Source organism: Roseivirga seohaensis subsp. aquiponti, assembly GCF_001267955.1.
GTDB classification, from domain to species: Bacteria; Bacteroidota; Bacteroidia; order Cytophagales; family Cyclobacteriaceae; genus Roseivirga; species Roseivirga seohaensis.
Genome location: NZ_JSVA01000010.1, coordinates 206,877 through 229,455 on the forward strand (window position 1 = coordinate 206,877; position 22,579 = coordinate 229,455).

At 39.1% G+C, this 22,579-nt stretch carries 21 protein-coding genes and 1 tRNA gene; 8 read left to right on the top strand and 14 right to left on the bottom strand.

Annotation, left to right across the window (positions count from 1 at the left end; all coding sequences use genetic code 11):
• Entirely contained in the window at nt 1–585 is a 585-nt protein-coding gene (locus OB69_RS10445; protein ID WP_053223671.1) for a TetR/AcrR family transcriptional regulator, read from the bottom strand.
• A gap of 69 nt (nt 586–654) precedes the next feature.
• On the opposite strand from OB69_RS10445, the gene OB69_RS10450 reads away from it, so the two are divergent.
• Nucleotides 655–1,149, top strand: coding sequence for a hypothetical protein (locus OB69_RS10450; protein ID WP_053223672.1), 495 nt, complete (start codon nt 655–657; stop codon nt 1,147–1,149).
• Between the two features lie 121 nt (nt 1,150–1,270).
• Entirely contained in the window at nt 1,271–1,435 is a 165-nt protein-coding gene (locus OB69_RS18600) for a hypothetical protein (RefSeq protein WP_157608545.1), read from the top strand.
• Between the two features lie 38 nt (nt 1,436–1,473).
• Here OB69_RS18600 and OB69_RS10455 read toward each other — a convergent pair whose 3' ends face one another.
• The 6 genes from OB69_RS10455 to OB69_RS10480 all read right to left on the bottom strand — a co-directional run bounded on the left by OB69_RS10455 (nt 1,474) and on the right by OB69_RS10480 (nt 7,716).
• Nucleotides 1,474–2,421 (bottom strand): hypothetical protein, encoded by a 948-nt coding sequence (locus tag OB69_RS10455; protein ID WP_053223673.1) that lies wholly within the window; start codon nt 2,419–2,421, stop codon nt 1,474–1,476.
• A gap of 30 nt (nt 2,422–2,451) precedes the next feature.
• Nucleotides 2,452–3,333, bottom strand: a complete 882-nt coding sequence (locus OB69_RS10460; RefSeq protein WP_053223674.1) for an outer membrane beta-barrel protein — start codon at nt 3,331–3,333, stop codon at nt 2,452–2,454.
• A gap of 11 nt (nt 3,334–3,344) precedes the next feature.
• On the bottom strand, nt 3,345–4,112 hold the full coding sequence (locus tag OB69_RS10465) for a hypothetical protein (protein ID WP_053223675.1): 768 nt from the start codon (nt 4,110–4,112) through the stop codon (nt 3,345–3,347).
• Complete coding sequence (locus tag OB69_RS10470; protein ID WP_053223676.1) at nt 4,102–4,683, bottom strand: RNA polymerase sigma factor; 582 nt, start codon at nt 4,681–4,683, stop codon at nt 4,102–4,104. The genes OB69_RS10465 and OB69_RS10470 overlap by 11 nt, the downstream gene beginning before the upstream one ends.
• Nucleotides 4,684–4,862: 179 nt before the next feature.
• Complete coding sequence (locus OB69_RS10475) at nt 4,863–7,370, bottom strand: PspC domain-containing protein (RefSeq protein ID WP_053223677.1); 2,508 nt, start codon at nt 7,368–7,370, stop codon at nt 4,863–4,865.
• Between the two features lie 10 nt (nt 7,371–7,380).
• Nucleotides 7,381–7,716, bottom strand: a complete 336-nt coding sequence (locus OB69_RS10480; RefSeq protein ID WP_053223678.1) for a PadR family transcriptional regulator — start codon at nt 7,714–7,716, stop codon at nt 7,381–7,383.
• A 239-nt stretch (nt 7,717–7,955) separates the two neighbouring features.
• Here OB69_RS10480 and OB69_RS10485 point away from each other — a divergent pair, with 239 nt between their 5' ends.
• Together OB69_RS10485 and porU2 are read left to right on the top strand one after the other, a co-directional pair.
• Nucleotides 7,956–9,155 (top strand): putative type IX sorting system protein PorV2, encoded by a 1,200-nt coding sequence (locus OB69_RS10485; RefSeq protein WP_245620800.1) that lies wholly within the window; start codon nt 7,956–7,958, stop codon nt 9,153–9,155.
• Complete coding sequence (gene porU2 / locus OB69_RS10490; protein WP_082338152.1) at nt 9,139–14,223, top strand: putative type IX secretion system sortase PorU2; 5,085 nt, start codon at nt 9,139–9,141, stop codon at nt 14,221–14,223. The genes OB69_RS10485 and porU2 overlap by 17 nt, the downstream gene beginning before the upstream one ends.
• A gap of 13 nt (nt 14,224–14,236) precedes the next feature.
• Here porU2 and OB69_RS10495 read toward each other — a convergent pair whose 3' ends face one another.
• Both OB69_RS10495 and OB69_RS10500 read right to left on the bottom strand, forming a co-directional pair.
• Complete coding sequence (locus OB69_RS10495; RefSeq protein WP_053223680.1) at nt 14,237–15,304, bottom strand: acyltransferase family protein; 1,068 nt, start codon at nt 15,302–15,304, stop codon at nt 14,237–14,239.
• 32 nt (nt 15,305–15,336) lie between these two features.
• Nucleotides 15,337–15,924, bottom strand: coding sequence for an ankyrin repeat domain-containing protein (locus OB69_RS10500; protein WP_071426762.1), 588 nt, complete (start codon nt 15,922–15,924; stop codon nt 15,337–15,339).
• A 238-nt stretch (nt 15,925–16,162) separates the two neighbouring features.
• Here OB69_RS10500 and OB69_RS10505 point away from each other — a divergent pair, with 238 nt between their 5' ends.
• On the top strand, nt 16,163–18,247 hold the full coding sequence (locus tag OB69_RS10505; protein WP_053223681.1) for a helix-turn-helix domain-containing protein: 2,085 nt from the start codon (nt 16,163–16,165) through the stop codon (nt 18,245–18,247).
• Between the two features lie 3 nt (nt 18,248–18,250).
• Nucleotides 18,251–18,508: a hypothetical protein gene (locus tag OB69_RS10510; protein ID WP_053223682.1), complete on the top strand. Its 258-nt coding sequence runs from the start codon at nt 18,251–18,253 to the stop codon at nt 18,506–18,508.
• 94 nt (nt 18,509–18,602) lie between these two features.
• Here OB69_RS10510 and OB69_RS10515 read toward each other — a convergent pair whose 3' ends face one another.
• The 5 genes from OB69_RS10515 to OB69_RS10535 all read right to left on the bottom strand — a co-directional run bounded on the left by OB69_RS10515 (nt 18,603) and on the right by OB69_RS10535 (nt 21,073).
• Nucleotides 18,603–18,818 (bottom strand): (4Fe-4S)-binding protein, encoded by a 216-nt coding sequence (locus OB69_RS10515; RefSeq protein ID WP_053223683.1) that lies wholly within the window; start codon nt 18,816–18,818, stop codon nt 18,603–18,605.
• Between the two features lie 61 nt (nt 18,819–18,879).
• Nucleotides 18,880–19,644 carry a type I methionyl aminopeptidase gene (map, locus tag OB69_RS10520; protein WP_053223684.1) on the bottom strand — a complete coding sequence of 255 codons (765 nt, stop codon included), beginning with the start codon at nt 19,642–19,644 and terminating at the stop codon, nt 18,880–18,882.
• A gap of 108 nt (nt 19,645–19,752) precedes the next feature.
• A tRNA-Leu gene (locus OB69_RS10525) sits at nt 19,753–19,836 on the bottom strand.
• Between the two features lie 173 nt (nt 19,837–20,009).
• Nucleotides 20,010–20,306, bottom strand: a complete 297-nt coding sequence (locus tag OB69_RS10530; protein ID WP_053223685.1) for a putative quinol monooxygenase — start codon at nt 20,304–20,306, stop codon at nt 20,010–20,012.
• Nucleotides 20,306–21,073, bottom strand: a complete 768-nt coding sequence (locus OB69_RS10535; protein WP_053223686.1) for an SAM hydrolase/SAM-dependent halogenase family protein — start codon at nt 21,071–21,073, stop codon at nt 20,306–20,308. Before OB69_RS10535 ends, OB69_RS10530 begins: the two co-directional genes overlap by 1 nt.
• Nucleotides 21,074–21,167: 94 nt before the next feature.
• On the opposite strand from OB69_RS10535, the gene OB69_RS10540 reads away from it, so the two are divergent.
• Nucleotides 21,168–22,139, top strand: a complete 972-nt coding sequence (locus OB69_RS10540; protein ID WP_053223687.1) for a PhoH family protein — start codon at nt 21,168–21,170, stop codon at nt 22,137–22,139.
• A complete protein-coding gene (locus OB69_RS10545; RefSeq protein WP_053223688.1) occupies nt 22,111–22,545 on the top strand; it encodes a GNAT family N-acetyltransferase in 435 nt (144 codons plus the stop codon). The genes OB69_RS10540 and OB69_RS10545 overlap by 29 nt, the downstream gene beginning before the upstream one ends.
• The last annotated feature ends 34 nt before the right edge of the window (nt 22,546–22,579 follow it).

The window sequence follows — 22,579 nt, forward strand, 5'->3', positions numbered from 1 at the left end:
TCAATTCTTTTTTAGTCCGTTTAACAATAGGCCCGATAGTCTTTTCCCTACTTCTTCCGGACTCAAGCTGCCATCGGGCTTATACCAATTGTGAGTCCAGTTTAACGAAGAGAGAATGGTAAGCATCATGAATTTTTCATCTACTAGCTTGAATTCGCCAGAAGCCATACCATCTCTTAATATTTTTTTGAACCGTCCTTCGTAGTCATCGCGCATGGCTAAAAACTCACTCAGGTGGGGTTCGCTTAAATGCCTCCATTCATTAAAGAAAACGGCAGAGGCGTTCGTATCTTTTGTAATTACTTTTACATGAGCGATCATGGCTTTTTCCATTTTCGCTGCATTACCACTGGTTTCTTCGTCTACTTCCTGCCAAGCACTATAAAATTCTTCGGCCATACGAAAGCATATGCGTTGCAAAATTTCTTCCTTTGATTTGATGTGAGAATAGAGACTTGCAGCCTCAATACCCAAATCTTGCGCTAAATTGCGCATTGAAGTAGCAGCATAGCCCCTAGATTGAAAAAGAGTGGTTGCTTTTTCTTCTATTTGTTGCTTTCTGCTTTTCTTTACGACAGTTTTCATTTGCTGCGAATATAAACATACTAACGTTCGTTAGCAAGAGATTGTTATTAGCTACAATTTACACAAACCATGCAATTGAACGACCCTAATTTTAATAAAAGTGCATTCATCAAAAAGCTTGAAAGTATAATCTATTTAATGTTTGTGTTGCCTCTTGCGTTTTTTGGTTATGCCTTTTTAGAACGAGAGGCGAGTGGTGAGCTTCGGTCTGTATTTTATGAGGATCCTGATATTATGTTTCATGCTGTAATGGCAGCGGGTATTGGGTATGTATTGTTGAGAACGGTGGCTACTTGGAAAAAAGATGCGCTTAAGGTTTTAAAGCAGGTGCCTGAGCTAGATTTGAAATTAATCAAACTAAAGAAGTCTATCATTTACAGAAATATAATGTGGTCTTTTGGGGCAACCATTGGTGCTTTTGGTTTGTATGAAAAAGGCGACATGGTGTATGCACTTGTTTTTAGTTTGTTCTTGATTTTAATTACTGCTAACCGCCCTAGCCCAAAATATTTTTCCAAGTTCTTTGGCTTGAAGGGAGAAGAAAAAAAGTGGATGGAGGAATAAGCTTCAAGAATCTTTATATTTAAATCATGAGCGAAACTAATACCACTCAAAAGCTTCGATTTCCTAGTAGTACTTTAATGACTACTTTTCCTAGCTACATTTTTTTGCTGGTATTAGCTTTATGGCAATCCGTGTCATTCTTAATAATTATGGAGTGGAAGGCGAGGAGTGGAGAGTTGTTTTTGCTTCTGTAGGTTTGTTTTTGTCTTCTTTGTTTTTGATTGCTCCTTTATGGGCCAAGGCTTATGTAAAAAGGAAACTTGGAACACAAAAAAAGGCCGAATAAATTTCTTCATTCGGCCTAGTAATAATTAATATTTTCTTTTAGAAAGTCACCCCAATAGTAATTGGGTTAAGTTCTGGGCCTTTTCCGTTTTCAAAAAGTTCGTTGAAATCATAGGTCATGAACATATCGAAACCATTGATGCCTATTTGAAGTCTGGCACCATATCTAAAGTCATTCACAAAGAAACCACCTTTGCTTTTTACTTTATCACGGTCGCCATTGGTGCGGTCGATGTACTTGGCTTTGTTGCCTAAGCGAAGGCCAGCATAAGGTCCAACTCCAATTCTGAAACCTGTTTTGCGACTAAACGCAACGCGCACATCGTCTTCTTCATACTTTCTTACAATTCTCTTTCCTCTGCTAAAATCGAACATCGGTACAGCTTTTACATTGAGGTAAGAAACTTTGAGTTTGCTTTTTAAGGCGCTCCCGATATTGGTTTCTTCTACAAAATTGAGCTGACCACCATTCGGGTCTAAACGAGTAGCTGCGTTTTCGAATTTATAGTTATACCAGCTAAATCCTCCACCCCAATCTAAATACAATGGGCCACTAACGTAGGTGGTGTGGTTCCAGTTTAAACCTACATAAACAGAGCCTAAAGGTTTTACTTGATAAAGGTCGCTAGATGAAGGGAAGCTCCCGTTGTTTAAATAATTGTTGAAGCCAATTTCGAAATCAAGGCTTTTTAATGTGCCGTGATCGTGTTGCTCAATGTATTCGAAATTTCTAGGTCTGTTGCGGCTCGACCTCCAGTCTGAATCCCAATCATCTTCTATTTCTAAGTTGATTCCTAAGAAACCCATGCGTAGGTAAAAGTCATTGTCGTTAATGAAGATACTGTTTGAGTTCCTTTTAGGAATGCTGACCACGGTATCTATTCGCTCGAGATCGTCTTGTTTCCCCCATGTCCATTGGGCGCTGAGGCTTTGATTTACCAATAGGAGAGCCATGGCAATCAAAAATATGTTGAATTGCTTTTTCATTTTTGTTGTATTTTATTTTGAGTTGTTGTTTTAGAAAATCACCCCGAATGTTACAGGATTAAGTCTTGGTGCGTTTGCTTCTTCTTCAAATAATTCTGAAATGTCATAGTTAAAGAAGATATCGAAAGAACTCCAACCCATTTGGGCACGCAAACCGTACTTGAATGGATTAATGTATAGACTGTCTTTGAATTTGTCTTTCTGACCATCACCATTCAAGTCATCGTATTTGTATTTAGTGTGGCTACTAATTCTGTAGCCAGCATATACCCCTGCGCCTATTCTGAACGAGTTATATTTACCAAACGAGAAGGTTGGAACCATGTGCACATTCAGGTGCATCATATTGATTTTGCTTTTCTTGCCTACACGATCCATACGCTCAACAAAATCGACAGATTGGTTAACACGGTCTACTACTACTTCGACCCTAGTGTTTTCAAAGCTTAAATCTTGAATGCTTGCGCCAATACCCCAGTCCAGATAAAGTGGGCCTAAAATACGTGTTGCATGATCGAAGTTGAGGGCTGCATACCAAGAGGTGAGTGGGTTTAAAGTGAATAGCTCGTCACTACTTGGTAAATCACCGTCTTGCAAATAATTGTTTAAACCAATGTAGATGTTCACAAAACTCTGTGTTCCTTTTCGTGGGTAGTACCTGTCGAAATCATATCTGCCATGCTTTTCTTCTAGGGTGTTTTCTAAAGCTTTTGGGCTGTATTTGGCTACAGGAACTGATTTTGAAAAATCCCATGCTGAGTTTTCAGTTTCTCCCCGATTGAAAGTTGAGGTTTTGGGCTCAACTTTTAAGTTCTGGTTGAGAGAAGTTTCACTTTGAGCTTTAGCTAGGTTAGTGCTCAATACGACCAATAAGAGCATACCTATGACTTTTGTTGTAGTTATTGTTTTCATATTTCGAGTTGTTATTTTTCTTGTTTGAAGTTAGGAGCGTTCTCTTCTTCCTCTTGATCAATCGATCCGTACTTGAGTTCATTGGTAACAAATTCGTTCTTTGCGGTTCTCAAATCAGATAAGGTTTCTTTGGTTTTACTCACCCCCTTGGCGATACTGATCAATCCATCCATCATGCTGAATTTCTTCTTGTTTTGCATGTCGATTTCGAACGATTCATCAGTATAATCTTTTAATGTTAGAGGCATTAATTTCAAGTAATCGAAATCAACTGAGGTATTGACGGATAGTGTTTGTGCAATGTCAATTTTATCTATGTTGATGATCACACGAGATTGATCAACAGTTTCGATCATATCTACGGTTGGTTTTGTGTCTACCTGAGCGGTTAGTTTACTTGGTGCTGCGATTTGCTGCGGCTGAACAAATTGAATACTTGGTGCAGCCTCTTTTTCTTGAGATTGATCTTTGGTATTTTGTTTCTCTTTTGAAGGAGTGTCAATGTTGTTTTGGTCAGGTGTTTTTACAGCTTCATTCTCCACTTCTTTATTGGCTTGAAGCTGCTCAAGGTCTGCACCTGATTTTTCAGATTGATTGATGTATAAAGCACCGGCAGTAAGGATGATTGCAACACTTGCTGCTATGCTTAACCAGAAGAAAGCACCCTTTTTCTTTTTGGCGAGATTGCCTTCTATTTGACTCCAAGCGTTTGCTGGAGGGGTTATTTTATGGTTGCCTAGTTTTTCTCGAAAGAGATCATCTATTGGGTTACCCTTCATTGCTCATTAATTTAACTTCCATACTATCTTCTGCTTGAACTAACATCTTTTGAAGATGTGCTCTTGCTCTGCTCAATTGGGATTTCGAGGTGTTCTCGCTAATGCCCAACTTCTCTGCTATTTCCTTGTGAGAAAAGCCTTCGATGGCGTAAAGGTTGAAAACGGTTTTGTAACCCGTTGGCAGTAAGTCGATCATTTTATGCAAATCTTCAACCTCTAATTGATTGTGGAGTTGCTGATAATCGGGTTCTCTTTCTGCTTTTTCAATCTCTACTTCCAAAAACATGCTTTTGTTTCTTCGAATGTAGGTCAGCGATTCGTTGACCATTATTCTTCGAATCCAGCCTTCGAAACTTCCTTCACCAGTAAACTGATCGATTTTTCGAAAAACTTTTGTGAAACCACAAACCAAAACGTCTTCTGCTTCTTGCAGCTCAATCACATACCGTCTGCAAACAGAGTACATCAATGGAGCGTACTTTTCGTACAGTTCACATTGCGCCTTTCTGTCGCCTTTACGGCAAGCTTCTATAAGCTTTTCTTCAGATTTTGACTTTTTGATTTGAAGCATTTTTTGGTTGATTCACAAGGTAGATGTATGAATGTTAAACTTGGTTGCATGGCCCTGATAAAAATTTCTACGCTAGGGCTTTATTGTTTTTTAATGAGGTGTAAAGTTCTTGATTTATAATGAATTAACCCAATGCATAAATTATGCATTGGGTTAATGTTAATTGGTTTGAGCTGTAATTAAAACTTGGTAATTGTTGCTGAACGACCTTTGTCTCGGACGTTTAGCTGGCCTTTGCCTTTATAACTTACTGAGGAAAAACCTTCAGCCCTAACGTTCAACTCTTGGTTTACATTAATCCGAACTCGACTTTCATTGTCAGTTTCTATTTCGGCTATTTCTACATTGGCATCATAACCATATAGCCTAGCGTCTTTTTGTAAAAGAGCTTCGAGCTTGTTTATGTTGTTTGATAAGTTTACTCTTGCTTCATCTGTAAGGAAAAGCACTAGCTCTCCAACTTCGCTGTTTAAGTTTACGATGGCATTGTCGTACGCTCTAATATTAATGAGATCAATATTAAAGTTCTCAACATTCAAGTCAATATTGTTGGAAACTTGTATTCTACTCAATTCAGGAACCGTAATGGTGATTTCCATATTCGAGGTTTCTTCTTCATTAAATTTGAAGTCTACTCGCGATAAGCTCAGTTCGCTATTGAAAATACGTAGGTCAGGAGTGTCGAATGAGGTCTTGCTCGACACTTCCATTTCATATTTATCTCCCTTAACTAAATTCACTTTAAAACTGCTACTTAGTTTTAGACTTGAAAATTCATCGAGGTCGAATTTTTGAGTGTTCGATTGACTACTATTGTTCAGCGCCTCTTCTGATTCACAGGTAAGGCATACAAGATCTCCATCCTGAAAAACCCAAGTGTTGTTGTATGCTTGTCTCCAGCTGTATCCATATCTGAAGTATTGCAAGATGGTCCGCATTCCCTCATTTATTTTGAATGGTCTGCCTTCTGGAATAAAGAATGTAATATCAGCTTCTTGGGCTCTGAACTCTACTCTTTCAGGGAATGTCATTTCCGAATCAAAAGTAATGGTGCTACCGTCAACTTTGTATCCATAACTAAGCTCTTGTGCTCTTTTTTCAGCGTCATCTAAATCTCTGCCTCTGGCTCTGAACCTTTTCTCTACTCTAAACTGATCAGAATCACTCATACGAATATCTAAATCTGTAAAGTCAGAAGTATAAGTGTCGTTGTAAGCATAGTAAGAATCACTATCCCATCTGTAGCCTCTTCTGGTAAAGCGACCATTTCGAACTTCGTTCATGCTGAGCGTTATGGTGTCGGCTTCTATTTCAAAATCATCGGCGACTCGATAAATGCCTTCATCTCTGAAATCACGAACTACATTTGGCAGGGTAGCGAAAGTGCCAATTATGGCAATGAACCAGAAACCTAAAATACTCCAACCAACAGCTGGGCTCATTACTCTGCGTTTTGCAATAATGGTTATACCAGCAATAAATAAATAGAGTACAGGTATAAAGGCTGTAGCGAGTAAGAAAATGAGGCCAATTTCCGGAACGGTGTTTCGGAACATTTCGATTGGGAAATATGCAAGGTCACTATCCCATAGAAACCAATCTGAATTGTAAAGGCCCATAAATACACCCGTGGCTATTAGTAAAGAAACCATTACAGATAATGCCGTAGTGGCAATTATTGCACCTGTGGCGATACGAATTACCGCTACCAGAAATAGCATTAATGGAGCGAAAGCACGTCCTAGTCCAACGAATATTTTACCTATTAATCGGAAGGGGAAAAGTAAGATTTTGGTAAATGTACCTTCTCCCTTTGGTTCAAAATCAGTGGTTTTACTTTTCTTGTAATTGGTGTCAATGTTCGATAAAGTAACAGCCTCGCCTTTCATTTGCATTTTGTCGGTAAGCGAATTAGCCTCAGGAGTAATGATCCATAGAATTATATACAACACTACCCCAGTACCAAAACCAAATAGTAATACAAGGAAAATGATCCGCACGATCATTGTGTCGATATTTAGGTAATTGGCTAAACCAGACGAAACACCTCCGATTACCCTTTGGTCTGGGTCGCGATAAAGCTTCTTCAGATTTTTGTTTTCTGCTAAGTTTGAGCTTCCAGGAGTAACTGCCCACATAATAAAATAGGCAATGAAAACGAGCGCACTGGCTGGTCCTGCAAACACTAAACCAAAGGTTACGGCAAGTATTCCTATCCTTATCCATAAGGGATCGAAATTGTAATAATGAGCAATTCCGGAAGCTACCCCACCTAAAATTTTACGGTTCAAATCACGATAAAGCCTTTCTGTTTTTTGATAGCCAGAAGTGCTACGCTCAGATGATGCGCTTTGGCGATCTTCTTTATTCTTCTTTTTCTTTTCCTCTTTTTTAGGAGCAGGCTCAAAGTCATCTTCTTCTTCAATAGCTTCAAAGTCCGAGATGTTTCCCATTGTTTTAATTAGGGCGTTTACATCTTCGGCAGAAACAACCTGATTGCCATCTTTAAGTTTTTCTAAAAATATTTCAGCTATTCGACCTTCTATGTCGGCTATAATTTCTTCACTGTCTTCGTAAGAAGAGAAGTATTTATTGATGGAATCGAGGTAGTGTTTGAGGGTTTCGTAACCGTCTTCCTCGATATGGAATATGATGCCACCTATATTTATGCTTATGTTCTTTTTCATGACGGCAGGATTATGAGTTGTTTTTTGTGATGATTTGAGATGTTGATTCTACCAGTTGAAGCCAAGTGTTACTTAAGCTTTCTTTAAATTCTTTTCCCTCTTCGGTAATTGTGTAATATTTTCTTGGCGGGCCAGAATTAGATTCTACCCATTTGTACTCTAGCAATCCCGCTTTTCTGAGGCGGGTGAGCAGTGGGTATAATGTGCCTTCAACGACTATGATTTTCGCTGAGGTGAGTTCTTCGAGCATGTCTGAAGCGTAAACTTCACCTCTCGAAATAATATGCAGAATGCAGAATTCGAGAATTCCTTTTCGCATTTGGACCTGAGTGTTTTCTAAATTCATCTCTTAACCTTTAAGATGTTCGACCTTTTCATACACAAACATACGCAATAAGGTACTATGTGTTGCATAGTACTGTATAAAAAATATTACTATGCTTAATATTTTGTTAAAAACGGCTGTTTTGAGGTAGTCCGAATGTTTTTTGCTTACTTTGTGGAAGGGCATTAAAATATTTATCATGGAGTTGAGTTCTAGCTATATCCTCAGCTCCTGTTAATAAATATGTTGAATTTTGATTATTGGAGGGATACGATTTACTCGTGAGAAAAAACCTTAAAAAACTACAATGGGGGATATTACTAATTCCTCTATTTTTATTTACACCTAGACTACAAGGTCAAAACACGCCCAAATACAGCAATGAGTTTTTGGCGATTGGCGTTGGCGCGCGAGCATTGGCAATGTCTAATGCCATGACCTCCGTAGCTGATGATGCCACCGCTGGTTATTGGAATCCCGCAGCGCTGACTGATATTGAATATCAATATCAATTTGCTGCCCAGCATGCTGCCTATTTTGCAGGAATTGCTAACTACGATTACATTTCATACGCCAGCGCAATAGATTCAGATAGTCATTTTGCATTGTCGGTTATTCGTTTAGGAATTGACGATATTCCCGACACACGCTTTTTATTTGATGATAATGGCCGATTGAATTATGATAATATTGACTTTTTCAGCTCGCAGGATTATGCGTTTATTTTATCTTACGCCCGTTCTGCTGGTTTTATTTTTGGAAACGCTTACGGAAAAGGATTGACTTTTGGAGCCAACTTTAAAGTGATCCGCAGGAAGGTTGGTGACTTTGCAGATGCTTGGGGCTTTGGCCTTGATGTAGCCATGAAGTACCGTCACTATGACTGGGACTTTGGTATTATGATAAGAGATGTGTCGACCACTTTTAATTCTTGGGCGATTAACCAAGAAAACTTAGCGGCTATTTTTTCTCAAACTAATAACGATCTACCCGGTAATTCTGTTGAACTCACTTTGCCTAAGCTTATTGCCGGTGCTTCTAGAACTTTTCCTATCAGTGATAAAATTGGGTTGCTTACTTCGGCAGACTTGGTATTTACTTTTGACGGTAGAAGAAATACTTTGGTTAAAACTGGCTTTGCTTCTTTCGAACCTCAATTTGGTTTTGAATTCGATTATGAGGATAAGTTCTTTGTTAGAATGGGTATTGGTAATTTTCAGAGGATCAAAGAATTTTCAAGAGCGGCCGGAAGTACAGATCAGATGTATTGGACTTTTCAACCCAATATGGGCTTAGGGATTAAGCTTGATGATTTGGTGATTGATTATGCGTTAACCGATATCGGGAATGTGGCGGAGTCACCTTATTCTCATGTATTTAGTTTGAGGTATTCTTTAGAGGCTTTGTCAGGGATGTACGCTAGAGATAAAAGAAAGGAGAGAGATGAGAAGAGTAAGTAGAATCGGGTTTCTTGCTATGGCTAGCCTGATGATGATTTCTCAGGTGGCTCACGCTCAACTTATTGGTAATGAGTGGATCGATTATAGCCGATCTTATTTCAAAATAAAAACGGGTTCGGACGATATTCATCGCTTGACCTACGAATCACTTTTGGCATCGGGCTATGATTTTTCTGAAGCGGGAGCCAATAACTTCAAGTTATTCCATAGAGGAAAAGAAGTAGCTATTTTGGTGAATGATGGGGGAGATGGTGCCTTTGGTGCTGGAGACTATATTGAATTTTTTGGAAAGAAGAATGATGGAACCCAGGATACAGAGCTTTTCAACTTTCCAACCGACCAAATTCACAAGTTCTATAATTTGTTCTCTGACACCACAGCGTTTTTCCTAACTAATTCAGAGGGAGCAGCGGGAAAAAGAATGGAAGTGCTGAACGAATCTACTGCTGGACTTACTCCTGTTCAATCTCATACAAACGAAATTCTTCAAGTTTATACTTCTCAGTTTTCCTTTGGTCAATATTATCAAATAGGTAATCCAAACGGAGAAGTGAAATTATCGCGCTATGATCGTGGGCAAATGTTTGTGAGTGATACCATCATGAGAAATGAATTCACCTTGCGAAGTGGTAAAACCTATCGAGACTTTGTAATCAATAATGCTACACTCGGTGTTCAGACTGAAGGTACCCCAAGGCTAACAGTTCAAATTGTAGGATTCAATAACCGGTTGCACAATACTTCTATTCATGTGGGCCCAGACACAGAAAACTTAAGAACAATATCTCAAGACATTCATCTGAATTATAGCAATTTCGGAACAGATACTAAGCAAATTGAGTGGTCTGATATTTCATCAACAGGCCGACTTATTGTTCGTGTTGAAGCAGTAGGCTTTCCTGAAATTCCAGATGATAGGGTGGCGGTTGGCTACATCAAACTTTCCTTTCCGCAAGAAGTAGATGCTCAAGCCAGAGATAAACTGATTTTTAACTTGCCAACCAAGGCTGGAAATAGCCTTGTAGAAATAGAAAATGTGGTGGGTGAATCAGACCTGTATGATATTACCGATTATAGAAACATAAGGAAATCGACTACTACTTTAACTGGGAGTACCTTGAGCGGTGTAGTGAAGTCGAATAATGAAATCAGAAAGGTTTTTATGAAGAGAAGGAGTGCGTTTGTAACTCCGAGCATAGAGAAGGTAACGTTTAATTATGAAGATGTTACTGACAATAACTACCTCATTATATCGCACCCCGAGCTTCGAAAACCAGTGGCTGGCCGTTATGATGACCCCGTTCAGGCCTATATCGACTACCGAAGCTCAATTGAAGGAGGGAATTTCAATGTGCTTTATGCCGATGTAACCAAGCTTTATGACGAATTCAGTTATGGCGAATACACGCCATTGGCCATTCGTAGGTTTGTTAGGCATGTATACAATAATAGTGATCCAGAATACCTATTCATTATTGGTAGAGGAAGAAGGGTTGATAATCAGGTACAAAGGCTGCCCAGCCCTCTAGCAGTTTCTAGAAGGGATTTAGTACCAACTATGGGCGCCCCCGGATCAGATATTCTTTATACACAGGCATTAAACGGAGTGGCCAACATCCCAACAATCCCTGTCGGGCGACTGTCAGTAAATGTTTCTACCAGCGTGGCCAATTATTTGGATAAGGTTAAAGAAAAAGAAGCGTCATTAAAAGACTCTCCTTGGACCAAGAACTTTGTTCACTTAAGTGGAGGCTTAACTAGTGACGAATTGGTGCGGTTTAAAGGCTTTATTGAAGGTTTTGGCGATCAGGTAAGTGCAGATTACTTAGGAGCAAATGTTAATAATGTTTCCAAAAACACGAATAACGCAGTTCAAAAATTTAATATTTCAGAAGAAGTAAATAAAGGAGTAGGGCTGATTACCTTTTTCGGACATTCATCTTCTAGCTTTACAGATATTGACATAGGTACAGTGTCGAACCCTAGTAATGGTTACAATAATCAAGGTAGATATACTGCTTTTATTGTAAACGGCTGCCGAGGAGGTGAAATTTTTGATCGTACCTCTTTCGGAGAAGATTGGCTTTCTGCCGAAGGAAAAGGAGCAGTTAATTTTATAGCTCATTCCGATGTCGGTATTCCAAACTCTTTACGAGATTATACTGCCGAGTTTTACAAATTACTGGCCGATACTTTATGGATGACACAATCCATTGGTAATATTCAGAAAGAAACCATTAAGAATTATTTGGCCAATAATTTTCAGATTGACCAAACTGACATTGCAGCGGTTGAACAGATTCTTTTACAAGGAGATCCTGCAATTCCGTTGTTCGGTCACGATAAGGTAGATTATACTGTAAGAACAGAAGATATTTTCTTAAGATCGAAAGACGGTAGGGAAATTACAGCCGCTTCACCTTTCTTCGAACTTGGAGTAATTGTAAATAACGGTGGAAGAACCAGTACCGATTCACTTTCTGTTACAGTAAATAGAAAACTTGATGATGGAACCGTGGTTAACCTTCCTTCTGTAAAAGTAAAACCAGTACGCTATCAGGATACCGTTTTCTATGAAATCGCAAATCAAGGATTGGATTTCTTTGGTGAAAATCGTTTTGAAGTAATTCTCGATGCTGAAGGGAGTGTAAACGAAGGAAGTGAATTGAACAATAGCGCAGAAGCTTCTTTCTTCTTTCCGGCAAAAGGAACATTCAATACAGCTCCATTTAACTTCCAAACAATCAATACTACTTCGGTAGACCTTGTGGTGCAATCGGCTGACCTAAAGCTAAATGATCGTTCTTTTGTAGTGCAGATTGATACCGTAAATACTTTCGATAGCCCTTGGAAGAAAGAACAGGTTTTAACGGGGAAAGGAATTGCTACATGGAACCTAGATTTAGTGCCAGCTACGGTAAATGATACCATACAATATTACTGGAGAAGTGTTTTTCAAGATGAATTGATTGTAGACCCAATCCCGTGGGAAAACTCTTATTTTACTTACATAGAAAATAGTGTGAGAGGTTGGGCACAAACCGAATTTGACCAGCTAACCAATTTGAGACTAAGCTCTGTAGCTAAAAGTGAAGATAATGAAGCCTGGGTATTTGCAGGAACCACAACCAACATAGAAATTGAAACCTATGGCTCTGAACATGCAAGCGGCCAGCGCGCTTCTGATGTGGTGGTGAATGTAAATGGACAAGCCATTATTCCAGCAAACCCCTGCAACTTGAGTACTTTTAATGCCATTGCCTTCAATAAGGATAGCGGCCAACCATATTTCGTACTACAAACCGATGGCGTTTTTGATGAAAACGATCCATTGAAATGTGGTAAATCACCAAGCTATATCAACTCATTTACCAACGAATCATTATCTGATGTAAATATTGCGCCAGCGCAAAGCTTAATGCGCCAGTATGTAGATGGAGTAGATGATGGTGACTTCGTGCTTTTCTTTTCTGTTGGCCAGTTGAATTATGACGATTGGAGAACAGATGTAAGAGACGACATGGAGAGAGTTGGAGCCAGCCGTTTTACCATTAATGCGCTTCAAACAGGAGAACCATATATTATGTACGGCCGAAAAGGCCAAGTAGCAGGGCAAGCACAAGAAGTGGTTGGTGAGCCGATTGGTGCCGATGATAATGCACGAAAAGCTAGAATTACTTTTGATGCCGCCATTGTAGCCAGTATAGATAGTGGCAGTGTTCAGTCGCCAACCATTGGCCCAGCTAGTGCTTGGGGAAGGTTCACAAAAGATATTGAATTGGAAACTACCGATGAAATCACCTTTGATATTGTAGGTGTGGCACCTAATGGAACCGAAACAGTTTTGTTTCCGAATATTGCTTTCGATGATGCGGATTTGAGCGGTGTAGACCCTGTGCAATATCCATATTTACGCTTCTATGTGGTGATGAAAGACAAATCTTTGGCCACGCCACCACAACTTAAAAATTGGTCGGTTTCGTTTGCTGGCGTTCCAGAAGGAGTGGTTTCATTACAGAATGACAAGAATACGAATATTGAATTAGAAGAGGGAGAGCCGTTTAATGCTCAATTCAGGTTCACCAATATTTCAGAATACAGCTTTCAAGGGCCGCTTGAAGTACGTTACATTCTCTACAATCAAAATACGAGAGAAGAGGTAACTGCTACCATTGAGATTCCAGCCGTGGCAGCAGGTGAATTTGTAGACTTTACAATACCTGTAGACACCAAAGGAAAAGTAGGGTTGAATGATATGGAGGTTTTTGTAAACAACGGAGGAGAACTTGAGCAGTACTTCAATAATAATGTAATTAGGCTCGAAGGCTTTTACAATGTGTTAAGAGACGAGACCAACCCAGCCATTGATGTTACTTTTGATGGGGTTAATATTCTAGATGGAGATATTGTTTCTCCACGTCCGTTGGTGGCGCTCGAATTACGAGACAATAACCCTTATCTTTTGAAAACCGATACTCTTGGCGTTGAAATCAAATTAGGCGCTGCTTGTGATGGTTGTCAATTACAACGAATCAATTTCTCAGACCCCAATGTGACATTTACACCGGCTACGGAAAACTCTAATTATCGAGTACAGTTTCAACCAGACGGACTTGAGGATGGTGTTTATTCTTTGCAAGTAGAAGCTACTGATGCCTCAGGAAACCAATCAGGAATTGGTCCTTATACCATTACTTTTGAAGTGGTTAATGAGGCTACGGTTACTAATTTTTACCCGTATCCAAATCCATTTTCGAGCAGTACAAGGTTTGTGTTTACACTTACAGGTACAGAAGTGCCAGATCAGGTAACCATCCAGATTTTCACGGTTTCAGGTAAAGTAGTTAGAGAAATTACGCAAGATGAACTTGGGCCAATCCGTATTGGAAATAACATTACCGATTACGCTTGGGATGGAAAAGATGAATTTGGCGACCAACTGGCTAACGGCACTTACTTATATAGAGTAAAGTTAAAAGCCAATGGTCAGGATTTGGGCGCTCGAGCCACCAAAGGCGACAGAGGGTTCAATAAGCTGGGATTTGGTAAGTTGGTTATCCTTAGATAACCAACTTCTTAATTCATTCAGCTTTGGCTTTCATTTTAAGTCCAAAAAGTGGTCTCAAAAACCAAACTCTTCTAATAATCAATTCATAGAATCCGAAGCAGCCTAAAAAAGTAAAGGCCACGACCAATACAAATTGTATGATTACGGGTATATCTAGTGGGAAAATCAATGATGACCCTAAGTACAGAAATGCCATATGAATAATGTAAATCGGATAAGCCGCCTGACTTAAGTAACTCAAAGCTTTACTCGGTCTGTTCAGGTATTTATACCCAAAAGCAAAAACAGAAAATACCCAGAAGCAGGTTTCTGCCGCTACTAAATAGTTTTGTATTTGGGGTTGAAGCTCTAAAATACGAACTGTATAAAGTGCCGCAGCAGCCAAAATGAGTAACCATCTCCATTTCAGAATAAAGCCCCAGAATTCTTTACCACTATAAACGCAGCAAAAGCCAAAGAGAAAAGCCAGAAGCCCTAGAAAGAAGCCATGCCAAGTCTGAGCGTATAGTTCATAAGGGTTAGGTTGAACAATGAGTACCTCGGCAGTCAATGATAATACAATCACCATAAAGCCAAAAGGACTTTGGAATACCTTTTTGATAAGAAGACCAATTTTTCCGTTTTCGTGTTTCTTTAAGTAGAAGAAAAAGGGTGAAAGCAATAGTACGTACACGAAAATATTTCCTAAAAACCATAAGTGACCAGGGTTTAAGATATAAGTCATTTTTTGACCATAGTAATACTGAAGAATGATAATGTGCAGAGGAGCAATGCAGGCTGTTCCGAATAAATATGGAATTAGAATTCGGCCTGTTCTTTCCTTAATCAGCGCTTTCCAACTTCTCCTTTTAATGGCGAAAAATACTCCCATGCCACTTACAAAGAATAGTAGTGGAATTCTCCATACATTTAACATCGACATGGGTGTCCAAATAGCGTTAATCGAATTTTCGCTTTGAATAAAGCCGATGAAAAGCCCCCATGGCTGAAACCCAATCGCGATATGGTAGATCAGGAGTAAACCAATGGCGATTACCCTGATCCAGTCTATATCGTACCTTCTTGTGTTGATTGCTGTCATGTTTTTGAGTTTTTGACCTTTGTATTTTTAGTTTATTTAAGCATTTCAGCAATTACAGGACGGGTCTTTTCGATGTGCTCCAAATCAACCTTCAAGCCCATTGGTGCTAGCTGTTTTCCGAACATCTCATAGATTCCTTTCACCTCGCTAAATGGTACAGAAATAGACTCTAATGCAGTCTGTTTAAAATTATTTTTAATGGTTTTGTCTGCATTGTTAGCCAGTAGTATTTCAACCACCTCCGTATTGCAAAAATAAACCGCTGAATGCAATGCAGTGGAACCATCATTATTTACTTGGTTGATGTCGGCTTTTGCTGCAATCAAAGCTTTAACCACTTCCGGCTTATTAAATAATGCGGCTGTAATCAACGGGCTAGATCCGCCAAAAGCCTCTTTTTCATTTAGGTTTGAACCTGCTTTAATATGTTGCTTAATGGCTTCTAAATCTCCTGAGATTGCCGCTGTGTGAATGTCTATTTTAGGTGCTTTTACTTTTTCTGTAACTGCACTGTTTTCTGTGGTGTTTTCTTTTTTCTGAGCACAAGAAGTGCCTACAAACATTAAGCAGATAGCGCTAAGGAGTAAAGTTTTGCTGATAATTGTTACTTGAGTTTTCATGATTTTATTTTTCCTTTAATCGTTTGATTTTGTTCTATGCAAAGGTGATTAGAAGCCAGAAATGGTGATTAGAAGCTATGCTGATTAAAATAGCAAGTTTGCGGACATCATAGTTTTTATGATGCATGAGTATAAATTATGATGCATTTGGTGATTTTTCCTCCTAAATTGAAGTGTTAAAGTTGTTTTTCGCTTCAAAGAATATTGACTTCCTTTGTGAGCGTTTTTATTTCTATTTATGACCGATTTCAATCAGCATGAGAAAGACTTTTTAAGCCAACTCACTAGAGTGGTTGAAGAGAATATATCTGATGAAAATTTTGGAGTTTCGGAACTAGCAGAGGCCATCAACATGAGTCGTTCAAACCTTCTGCGTAGACTAAAAAAATCCACGGGTCTTTCCGTCAGTATATTCATTCGGCAAGTACGGTTGAAACGCGCCATGGAATTGTTGGTGAATTCTTCTCAAAATGTAACCGAAGTTTCTTATGCTGTTGGCTTCAGCAGCACCTCTTATTTTATAAAGTGCTTTCGCGAAGAATATGGTTTTCCTCCAGGAGAAGCCAGTAAAAGATGGCAACTCGAAGAGCCTACCAGCCCAGTTGAGGGTAAGCCTGTTCATGAAAAAAGTAAAATTGCATGGGGATTAGCCGTGTTAACCGCGATTATTCTTGTGATTGCTTATTTCGTCTTTAAACCTTCAAGCGAATCGGCTCCATTGCAATTGGAAAAATCAATAGCCGTGTTGCCCTTCAAAAACGATAGTAGCGATTCGACTAACATCTATTTGATCAATGGCCTGTTGGAGTCTACTTTAAATAACCTTCAGAAAATTAATGACTTACGGGTGATTAGTAGGACGTCTTCTGAAAAATATAGAAACACCAACAAGTCAATTCCAGAAATAGCGAAGGAATTGAATGTGAATTATTTTGTGGAGGGTAGCGGGCAGAAAATTGGGAATCAAATTTTGCTCAATATCCAGTTGGTAGATGCAGCAACAGATAAGCAGCTTTGGGCAAAACAGTATACCCGTGAGGTAACCAGTATTTTTGAATTGCAGCAAGAAATAGCAATAAGCATTGCCTCTGAAATTCAGGCGGTGATTACCCCTGAAGAGCAAAATCGAATTGAGAAGATTCCAACAGATAACTTGGAAGCTTATGATTACTTTTTGAAAGGCCAGAATCAGTATGTTATAGGTAATACCGAAAGTTTAAATGAAGCGATAAAATACTTTAATAAAGCGATTGAGCTAGATGAGCAATTTGCCTTGGCTCATGCGGGCTTGGCCATGAGCTACTATTACTTGGATATTTTCAGAGAAGACAAACGATATACAGTTCAAATCAATAGTCATTCCGATAAGGCGCTGTTATATGACCCAAAACTGGCTGAAAGCTTAATGGCTAAGGCCATGTATTATATGCATACTCAAGAATACAACTTGGTTGTGCCATATTTAGAAAGGGCCTTAGAATACAATCCCAACTCTGCTTTTGTTATTAATACGCTTTCTGATTTTTATGCCAACGTAAGGCCCAATACTGAAAAGTACTTGGAATATGCTCTAAAAGGAATTCAACTGAATGAAGCAGCCAATGATTCGGTAATGAACAGCTACATTTATTTACACTTAAGTAATTCATTAATACAAACCGGTTTTGTAGATGAAGCCCTTATGTATGCGGATAAATCGCTAGAGTATTTTCCGGGTAACGCCTATACCAACTACGCAAAAGCATATATGCTCTATGCTAAGAATCATGATTTAGATGAAACATCGAGTTTGCTTGTAAGGGAGTGGAAAAAGGATACTACTCGGTTGGATATTCTGCAAGAGGTTGCGAAGGTCTATTACTATAAGCGAGATTATGATAGCGCGTACTTTTATTATCAAAAGTTTATAAACCAACGAGAGGCAGCCCATCTTAATATTTACGTGCATCAAAATGCCACCATTGGGGTTGTTTTTGAAAAGATGGGTTACAAGGAAGAGGCCAAAGCCTTTTTTGATGAATATCTAGAGTTTGTTCAGCAGGATGAGTCAATTTATAAGAACATAATGCTTTCGGTTTATTATGCTTATCACAATGATTTTGAAAAATCGATCAAGTATTTAGAACTGTTTTCAGAAGAGGATAATTATCAATATTGGTTAGTGCTGTTTAGTGATGACCCGATGACAGAGAAAATCAGAGATTTGCCGGAGCACAAACGGTTAATGAAAAAGATTGAATCAAAGTTCTGGAAAAATCACGAGCGAATACGAGCTTCTTTAGAAGATAAGGGCTTGCTTAAGCCACTAACTCAATTGAAATAACATATGTTCGATAGCAGAGAATACCCCAAGTCTTTAGAAGAAACTACCTTCGAACGCTGGCTAGAAGAAGGCCGCGAAAGCAAAATGCGTTATGAATACATGCTTGTAGTTTGGGACGATCTAGAAAGCGATTATCATCCCGAATATGTGGAAAACAGAACCTTGATTAACAAACATCCTTTTTGGGGAAACGCCACAGGACACAGCACCACCGTGGCTGTTTACGATTTATACTCTGAAGCCCGAATTACGGTACAGTAATCAACCTTAAATCTGGCGAAACCCTCCAATTACCTCACAGGTGGTAAATCACTTTATTCAAAGCCCAAATAGGGAAACTTTTGGAAGGTTCTTCCTACATATAGTAACTCAAAGCACCAGAAGGGCACTTAGCGATTTGGTCTTTTAGCGCTTGGGTCGAAGCATTTTCAGCTTTAATCCACGGTTTCTCTTTGGGGTTGTATACTTCTGGTAATGCTTTAACACATTCGCCAGCATGTATACACTTCTGCGGTTTCCAAACCACGGTAAGTTCACCGTTTGAATATTCCTTTACGATCTCCTTTTCCATAGATCAAGATAAGGTAAAATTTCTTTATAAAATATGGGTATGCTGAAACCCCGAGATAGGGTTAATCCCAAATACCATTGCACTCAGTAAGAATTACAGGCTGATCGTCTGTAATTAAAATAGTGTGTTCATGTTGGGTAATATAACCTCCTTTATTGCCTACTAATGTCCAACCATCTCTAAGCTCTACGGCTAAGTTTGATTTGGTTGAAATAAACGTTTCAATGGCCACCGTGGTGTTTTTCTTAAACCTTTGATGATTGCTTTTTACCCTGTAATTCAAAATATCATCAGGCGATTCATGCAAACTTCTGCCTACTCCATGACCAGCTAAGTTTTTAATTACTTTAAAGCCTGATTTCTTTGCTTCGGTTTCAATGATTTGGCCAATGTCCGCTATTTTTACTCCTCCTTTAATGCTGTGAATGGCTTTGTGTAAAATGCTTTTAGAAGCATCTACCAAGGGCTGATGATTGTGAATATCCTTTCCCAAAACAAAAGACCCGCCATTGTCGGCCCAAAATCCATTGAGCTCGGCAGAAACATCAATATTGATGAGGTCGCCTTCTTTGAGTATTTTCGATTTGGAAGGAATTCCGTGGGCACCTTCTTCATTTACGCTGATGCATGAATAGCCAGGAAAACCGTAAGTTTCAAAAGGCGCAGATTTGGCACCATAGCTTTTTAAAATCTGTCCTCCGTAATCGTCTAATTCTTTGGTAGACATACCCACTTGGGCATGTTCTCGCATTAGCTTTAAGGTAGTACCCACTACTTCGCTAATCTTTTTCATTCCAATTAATTCAGACTCTTTTGAGATCGACATATTTTAACCTTTTAGCTTAGAAGATAAACTGCAATTTACGGAGAAATTAGAAGTTGACTAATTGATTTGAAAGCAATAAAAAAACCTCCCGAAATTCGAGAGGTTTTGTACCCAGGGCCGGGGTCGAACCGGCACGATCGTGAAATCATTGGTGTTTGAGACCAACGCGTCTACCAATTCCGCCACCTGGGCAATTATCTTTATTTCCAAGCGTCTATCCTCCGAAGCTTCGGAGCCGCCACCTGAAATTAAAGCCTCTGTAATGATTTTCCGATATTTTGGAGAATCCACCGAGGAGGTGTTGTATTGGGGTTGCAAAAATGAGTAAAGATTTTTTATGAAACAATAGCTTCTGCCAGTAAATTTTAGTCTACTTGAATAAAGCCTTTAAGCGAAAAAGCAACGGGTTTATCAGCAAATTTAGCCTTGGTAGCTTTCCATACTTCGCCAAATAGTTCTGAATGGCGATAGCGGTTCAGTGCTTCTTCATTTTCCCAATGGCTATAAGTAGCAAAAACGCATCCGTCATTATAATCTCGCATCAACTCAAGGTATTGGCAGCCCTCAAAATGACGAATACGGTCTTTGGTTTCGTTGAACAATTCGATAAAGGCTTCAACTTCTTCGGCCTTAAAAGTCATTCTTACAATTCTTGTTAACATTATTCTTCAAATTGAATGAGAATTGGGCTGTCGTAGCTCAAGCCCAAAAGGGTCGAGGCATTGCCCTGATTGATTCCTATTTCTAAAACGTTCAAACTATTGAATACAAAGAATACTTCACCAGGGTCTACATCGTAATATTGTGAGTGAATACTAGAAGCGGATTCTCTTCCGAAAACCAGTTTGTAATTTCTGTTTTTACTTAGAATATCGAAATCCACTTTACTGATATTGGTGATGAGGTTGCCGTAATGATCCACTCGAATAACATGGCCAGAAATTTCTTTTCTAGTAGCTCGAGGTTTTCGTAACATCAGTTGGGTGTATTCTGTAACTGCCTCACCCAGAGCTGAAATTTCTTCATTCACGACCAGGCGCAAAACAAAATCGGCCAACATACCACGTTGAGGAAAAGTAGAATTATCGTCAATAGATAACTTTACAATGGTTTCTGGAGTTTTATCACTGATCAAACTTAATATTCCGTTATCAGGGGCAACAAAAAAATGATCTTCAATTTTAGCCGCTAAATAAGAATCTTGATTAGCTTGTGCTACGTTAGTGCTAAGCAAGTGTACGGTACCTTTGGGGAAATCTCTGAAAACGGAACTAACGACAAAAGCCATATGGGCAATATCGAAAGGTTCGATATCGTGACTAATGTCAATAAGTTTTAGGGTACTGTCTTTAGAAATCAAAGAGGCCTTTAACGCGGCCACGTAATGGTCGGTGTGTCCAAAATCAGAAGTTAAAGTGATAATGGCCATAAAAGACTATTCGGTTAAAATTTCTAAGTTTGTGAATAGCAAAAGTATCGAAAATTTTGAGGCTAAATCAATCAAATAAAACATAGTTAAGCGTTTGGTAGAAAAATTAATTATACTCGAAAACATAGCCATGGTCGACTTTTTGGGCGTGGCAAATGAGAACATCAAAGAAGTGGCCTCTGCTTTTCCAAAAAGCAAGATTGTATCGAGGGGCAACGAGATTCTCATTCAAGGAAATGCCTCGGAGATTATCCAAATCAACGATATTCTGAACTCCTTGGTACAACATTATCATAAGTTTGGAAAGGTTACGCATGATAATGTGAAATCGTACATCAAAAGCGAGGCAGAATATATTAGTAGCCAAGGTGATGATGGGGTTTTGGTGTATGGTAACCGAGGAAATACCATTAAACCAAAAACAGCCAATCAAAAAGCATTGGTAAAGGCAGTTGAAGAAAATGATTTGGTTTTTGCTGTAGGCCCTGCCGGAACAGGTAAAACCTATATTTCCGTAGCCATGGCAGTACAAGCCTTAAAAAATAAAGAGGTTAAGAAAATCATCATTACGCGTCCGGCTGTAGAGGCAGGCGAAAATTTAGGCTTTCTTCCAGGAGATCTTAAGGAAAAGATTGATCCATATTTAAGGCCTATTTACGATGCACTGGATGAAATGATTCCTTCAGAAAAGCTGAAATTTTACCAGGAGAATAGGGTGATAGAAATAGCGCCTTTGGCTTATATGCGAGGCAGAACGCTGAATCATGCATTTATTCTTTTAGATGAAGCTCAGAACACCACAGCCATGCAAATGAAAATGTTTCTGACGCGTATGGGGCCAAACTCGAAGGTGATTGTTACTGGAGATATCTCTCAGATTGATTTGCCGCGAAACCAAAAATCAGGTTTGGGAGAGTCACTTAAAATTTTGAGTGGCGTTAAAGGAATTGCAAGAGTAGATTTAGATGCCAAGGATGTGGTGCGCCATAAATTGGTCAAAGAAATAATTTCGGCTTACGATAAACATCAAGAACAAAATGATAAGAGTAAAAAAAGTGGAGAATAAGGAAGAGCTTGACTTAGCTTTTGCCATCCGTGAAAAAGTGTTTATTGAAGAACAGCTTTGCGATCGCGAGGAGGAATTCGATGAATTTGATGCGGAGTCCACGCACTTTATTGCTTATTATCAAGGTGAACCAGCAGGTACATCCCGTTACCGAACCACTAAAAAAGGTGTGAAACTAGAGCGTTTTGCGGTGTATGAAGAATACCGAGGCAAAGGAGTAGGAAAACGTTTGGTTCAAATGGTTTTGGCCGATGTTGAAAATAATGTTGCCAAGCCTGGTACTCTAATTTACCTCCATGCACAGCTCACCGCAATGCCATTATACAGTAAATATGGATTCACTAAAGTGGGTGAAAAATTTGTTGAGGCTGGTATAGAACACTTCGAAATGCGGAAAACTCTTTAGTTTTTTGTTTCCCCAATATTAAGAAAATGTAATA